Annotated in this window: 2 protein-coding genes; both read left to right on the top strand. The window is 59.8% G+C overall.

Annotated elements, in window-relative coordinates; all coding sequences use genetic code 11:
* Positions 1-974: ATP-dependent Clp protease ATP-binding subunit ClpX (clpX, locus tag VEJ16_03980; GenBank protein ID HYB08807.1), on the top strand; the 974-nt coding region annotated here is incomplete at its 5' end.
* Between the two features lie 290 nt (positions 975-1,264).
* Positions 1,265-3,281, top strand: a 2,017-nt coding sequence (gene lon / locus VEJ16_03985) for an endopeptidase La (protein HYB08808.1), incomplete at its 3' end; no start/stop codon positions are given.

Raw genomic sequence — 3,281 nt, forward strand, 5'->3', positions numbered from 1 at the left:
GCAAACACAATGACGTTGAACTGGCGAAATCGAACATTTTGCTGATCGGTCCAACCGGGTCGGGCAAGACGCTGTTGGCGCAAACCCTGGCGCGCATCCTCGATGTGCCGTTCACGATGGCGGACGCAACGACGTTGACCGAAGCAGGCTATGTCGGCGAAGACGTTGAAAACATCATTTTGAAGCTTTTGCAGTCGGCGGACTACAATGTCGAACGCGCCCAACGGGGTATCGTCTATATCGACGAAATCGACAAAATTTCGCGTAAATCCGATAATCCCTCGATTACGCGTGATGTGTCGGGCGAGGGCGTGCAACAGGCTCTCTTGAAAATCATGGAGGGCACGATCGCGAGCGTGCCGCCCCAAGGAGGCCGCAAGCATCCGCAGCAGGAATTTCTCCAGGTCGACACGACGAATATCCTGTTCGTCTGCGGCGGAGCTTTCGCGGGCCTTGAAAAAATCATCTCGGCGCGCGGCCGCTCCACGTCGATCGGATTTGGCGCCAAGGTGATGGCGCCGGAGGATCGCAAGCAGGGGGAAATTTTCCGCGACGTCGAGCCGGAGGATCTGCTGAAGTACGGCCTCATTCCGGAATTCGTCGGCCGGCTTCCCGTCGTTGCAACCCTGGAAGATCTCGACGAGGCGTCGCTTAAGCGCATCCTCACCGAGCCGAAGAACGCGTTGGTCAAACAGTATCAGCGCATGTTCGAAATGGAGACGGTCGACCTTACGCTAGCCGAAGAGGCTCTCGCGGCTATCGCTCGCAAGGCGATTGACCGTAAGACTGGCGCGCGCGGCCTGCGTTCGATCATGGAGGGCATTCTGCTCGATACGATGTTCGATTTGCCGAGCCTGGAAGGAGTGGAGGAAGTCGTAATCTCGCGTGAGGTGGTCGAGGGTAGCGCGAGGCCGCTCTATATCTATGCGGACCGGTCTGACCGGGCGGGGGACGCCGGCGGTGCGAGCGCCTGACGAAAGAGCGAAACCCGCAGGTCCGATTTCTTCGCGCGGCCGTCCGCGAACTGCCACCGCGGCAAATGGGCCGCGGCAAGCCGTGCTTTCTTGACACGCTTGTGGCGCAGCCCCACGTATAGCGTGCCAACGACGATCGCGTACGAGCAGTCGCGTGCGATAGACTGGGCCAATTGCGTAGGCGTCCTTCGGATCCGGATCAGCCGAGGTTCGGGGGGTTACTCGGCGGCCCGTCGCGGCAGATCGGTGTGCGAACCGCCGCGGCGGACGAAAGAAAAAGGAAGTGGGCTATGACAAGCGTCGCCAAACCCAAGCCGCTCCCGACCGACGAAAGCCGGGCCTACCCGGTGTTGCCGCTGCGGGACATCGTGGTGTTTCCGCACATGATCGTTCCGCTGTTCGTCGGCCGCGAGAAATCGATCAAGGCCCTTGAGGAAGTCATGCGCTCGGACACGTTCATTCTGCTGGCGACACAGAAGAACGCATCCGACGACGACCCGGCTACCGACGCCATTTACGGGGTTGGCACGCTCGCGAGCGTGCTGCAGCTGCTCAAGCTCCCGGACGGCACCGTCAAGGTGCTGGTCGAGGGTTCTGCGCGCGCGCAAGTCAAAAAATACACCGACCGTGACGAGTATTTCGAAGCCGAGGCGGTTGTGATCGCGGATTCGTCGGGCGATCAGGTCGAGGCTGAGGCGCTGGCGCGGTCGGTCGTCAACGAATTTGAAGGCTATGTAAAGCTGAACAAGAAGGTATCACCCGAAGTCATCGGCGTGGTTCAGCAAATCGAGGACTATGCCAAGCTCGCCGATACCGTGGCTTCGCATCTCGCCGTCAAGATTCCCGACAAGCAATTGATCTTGGAGACGCCCATCGTCACCGAGCGGTTGGAGAAGGTGCTCGGGCTGATGGAGAGCGAAATCTCCGTGCTGCAGGTCGAGAAGCGCATCCGCACGCGGGTCAAGCGTCAGATGGAGAAGACGCAGCGCGAGTACTACCTCAACGAGCAAATGAAGGCGATCCAAAAAGAGCTCGGTGACGAGGACGGCAAGGACGAACTCGCCGAGCTCGAAGAGAAAATTAAACACACCAAGTTGTCGAAGGAAGCGCGCGAAAAGGCGCAGCACGAGATCAAGAAGCTGCGTCAGATGTCGCCGATGTCGGCGGAAGCCACCGTCGTGCGCAACTACCTCGACTGGCTGTTGTCGATCCCGTGGAACAAGAAATCGAAGATCAAGAAGGATCTCACGCTCGCTGAGCAGATCCTCGACGCCGATCATTACGGCCTCGAGAAGGTCAAGGAGCGCATCGTCGAGTATCTCGCGGTCCAGCAGCGCGCCAACAAGCTGACCGGACCGATCCTGTGCCTGGTCGGCCCGCCGGGGGTGGGCAAGACCTCGCTCGGCAAGTCGATCGCGAAAGCGACCGGGCGCGAATTCGTTCGCGTGTCGCTGGGCGGCGTGCGCGACGAGGCCGAGATTCGCGGCCATCGGCGGACCTATATCGGTTCGATGCCGGGCAAGATCATCCAGTGCATGCGGAAGGCTAAGACTTCGAATCCGCTGTTCCTGCTCGACGAAGTCGACAAAATGGGCGCCGATTTCCGCGGCGATCCGTCATCGGCGCTGCTCGAAGTGCTCGATCCCGAACAGAACCACGCTTTCAACGATCACTATCTCGAAGTCGACTACGACCTGTCCCATGTGATGTTCATCACCACGGCGAATACGCTCAACATTCCGCCGCCGCTGATGGACCGGATGGAGATCATTCGTATCGCCGGTTACACCGAGGACGAGAAGGTCGAAATCGCCCGCAAGCACCTCATCCCGCACGCCATCGTCAAGCACGGACTCGATCCGAAGGAGTGGTCGATCGACGATGACGCGCTGCTTACGATCATTCGGCGTTACACCCGCGAAGCGGGCGTTCGCAATCTCGAGCGCGAACTGTCGACGCTGATCCGCAAGGCGGTAAAGGAACTGACGATTTCGAAGAAAGAGTCGGTCCAAGTCACCGACAAAGTCCTGGCGGAATATCTCGGCGTGCCGAAATTCCGCTTCGGCGAGGTGGAGGACGAGGATCAGGTCGGGGTCGTTACCGGCCTCGCTTGGACCGATGTCGGCGGCGAGCTTCTCACGATCGAAGCGGCCATGATGCCGGGTAAGGGGAAGATGACGGTAACCGGCAATCTGCGCGATGTGATGAAGGAATCGATTTCCGCGGCGGCTTCCTATGTCCGCATGCGCGCAGTCGCCTTCGGTATCGAGCCACCGTCATTCGACAAGCGCGATATCCATGTGCACG

This window comes from Alphaproteobacteria bacterium, assembly GCA_035625915.1.
Lineage (GTDB): Bacteria > Pseudomonadota > Alphaproteobacteria > JACZXZ01 > JACZXZ01 > DATDHA01.